Source organism: Rhizobacter sp. P2_H2 (genome assembly GCF_056403375.1).
This window is the reverse complement of the sequence record NZ_JBFUFP010001316.1, coordinates 1-1314: the sequence shown is the minus strand read 5'-3', so window position 1 is coordinate 1314 and position 1314 is coordinate 1. Positions and strand designations below refer to the sequence as shown.

Annotated in this window: 3 protein-coding genes and 1 pseudogene; 3 read left to right on the top strand and 1 reads right to left on the bottom strand. The window is 68.7% G+C overall.

All coding sequences use genetic code 11. The features are described from left to right. The 3 genes from AC1D15_RS32700 to AC1D15_RS32690 form a co-directional block, all read left to right on the top strand. On the top strand, positions 1–276 hold a 276-nt coding region (locus AC1D15_RS32700), incomplete at its 5' end, for a c-type cytochrome biogenesis protein CcmI/CycH (RefSeq protein WP_477829337.1). Between the two features lie 131 nt (positions 277–407). Beyond that, on the top strand, positions 408–629 hold the full coding sequence (locus AC1D15_RS32695) for a hypothetical protein (protein ID WP_047511883.1): 222 nt from the start codon (positions 408–410) through the stop codon (positions 627–629). A gap of 108 nt (positions 630–737) precedes the next feature. Then, on the top strand, positions 738–1100 hold the full coding sequence (locus tag AC1D15_RS32690; protein ID WP_477829336.1) for an HrpB1 family type III secretion system apparatus protein: 363 nt from the start codon (positions 738–740) through the stop codon (positions 1098–1100). Positions 1101–1130: 30 nt separating this feature from the next. Here the strand turns inward: AC1D15_RS32690 and AC1D15_RS32685 are convergent. Then, positions 1131–1314 (bottom strand): annotated as a pseudogene (locus tag AC1D15_RS32685) (RES domain-containing protein); the annotation flags it as partial.

Here is a 1314-nt window from a genome sequence, read left to right as displayed (position 1 = left end):
GTGTTCGTGTTCGCGCGCGCCGTGCAGGGCCCGCGCATGCCGCTGGCCGTCAAGCGCGGCCTGGTGTCCGACCTGCCGATGGACTTCGTGCTCGACGACTCGACCGCGATGAGCCCGGAGTTCAAGCTGTCGAGCATGGCCGAGGTGCGTGTCGAGGTGCGGGTGTCGCGCAGCGGCAGCGCGACGCCGTCGGCCGGCGACCTGATCGGCCAGGGGCCGGTCGTGAAGCCGGGCGCCACCGGGGTCGCGGTGCAGATCGACCAGATCCGGCCTTGAGCGTTGCACGCGTGATGCCTTCGCATCGGCATCGCGCGCTTCGCATCCGGACCGGGGGCACGTGCCCGCTCCCGGCGAGACTTCCTTTCAGCGCAGTCGTCCCGACGGCGTCCCCACTGAAAGGAACTCACATGCCCATTCCCGCAATCGGTCTCGCGCTGTCCCGCGCCCTTCCCGCCGCCACGAACCTGCTGAGCAAGGCCCCCGGCCTGCAAGGCATCAGCAGCCTGCTCGGCGGCGGCGGTGGTGGCGATCAAGCCCAGGGCGCCCAGCAAGGCGGCCCGGGCGGTGCTGCCAGCTCCATCATCCAGCGCCTGAAGTCGATGATTCCGGGCGCCGGCGGTCAGGACTGACCCGGCACGACGCCTTGAAGATCGAACCGCCGGACAGGCCGCATTGCGGCCGCGTCCGGCACCCTTGATGCGTCCGCGACACGGCGGACCGCTTTCCGGAAGCCCGTCATGAGCCTGCACACCGAAGACGACATTGCGCAAATGAGCCGGGAGATGATCGGCGCGATCACGGCCCACGAACTCGACCGCGCCGAAGCGATCTGGTTCCAGCTGCGCGACCTGTCGAACGTCGCGCCGTCGGCACTTGCCATCGGCGCCTTCATCCCGATCCTGCACAACCGGCCGATCGATGCGCTGCACTTCCTGAACACGCTGCCCGACGACTGTGCGCCGGACCTGAAGGCCTTGTGCATGTACCTGATCGGCGACCCGATCTGGCACCTGGAAGCCAACGCGCTGGCCGAGAGCCCCGATCCGCTGATGCGCTCGGCGATGCGGCAGTTGCTGGAGACGAGCAGCGCCGTCAACTGAGGCTTGCGTCGCGACACGTGGCGTCGGCCTTCAGCGTCCGCGGAACAACCGGTTGTATTCGAACGGGCGGACGACCTGGGCAGACAAGGCCTTCGCGCCGGGATGCAACGGGTTGATGAGGGCTGCAGACTCTTCGGGAACGATGACCGAGGGCATCTCGAGGATCGCCGCCGTCATGCCGCGCAACCAGTCGGCGCCCGCCTGAGCGCTGGCA